Origin of the sequence: Pseudomonas gessardii (genome assembly GCF_001983165.1) — a bacterium.
Classification (GTDB): Bacteria; Pseudomonadota; Gammaproteobacteria; order Pseudomonadales; family Pseudomonadaceae; genus Aquipseudomonas; species Aquipseudomonas gessardii.
Map to the genome: position 1 here is coordinate 1 of NZ_MNPU01000144.1, position 669 is coordinate 669.

The 669-nt window shown below is 51.1% G+C and carries 1 pseudogene; it reads left to right on the plus strand.

The window, feature by feature from the left end:
• Window positions 1-131: 131 nt before the first annotated feature.
• A pseudogene (locus tag BLL38_RS30030) lies at window positions 132-548 on the plus strand (fimbrial protein); the annotation flags it as partial.
• Window positions 549-669: the final 121 nt, after the last annotated feature.

Consider the following 669-nt stretch of genomic DNA (forward strand, 5'->3'; position numbering starts at 1 on the left):
GCGCTTCGATTTCAAATGTCCTATCGAAGTCATGAGCGAAGTGATGCAGAAAGCCTTGGCTATGCAATATGATGCTCCTGCGTCAATTCAATAACCGTGTTGCACTCAGCTCCTGCAACCGCCAAGCAAAAATCAAAACGGTGCTGTTGTCTGTCGGCTTGTTGGCGGGTTCGATCTCCATGGCGAATGCCGCGGATGGAACCGTTACGTTTTTGGGGTCGGTTCACTCGGGTGCCTGCTCTATTAAACCTGACTCGGTAGATCAGACAGTTCATCTAGGGGCGATCGCAAAACATCAGTTGGAAGCGGGAGGCAAGTCTGAACCCCGTCGTGTCCTTATAGAACTTGAAGGCTGCAGTTTATCCGACCTCACTGATAACACTGTGACGACTACTTTCACGGGGGCGCCATCAAGTGCTGTGCCAGGTGCACTGGGTACTGTCGGTAGTGCTGGCGGCGTTGGCATCATGATGACACATGGTAGTGAACTCATTGAGTTGGGTGTCGCTACAGCCCCACAGATCATTGGTGCGGGTGATAACAGGCTCTTCGCATTTAAGGGTGTAGCTGATTTCTAAACCCTCCTGACTTCAGCAAGCACCTGGCTATGTAATTGGTTAAATTTCTAAAGCCCAAGGCGGTACCTCGTAAGTGCTCAAGTCGCCCGTT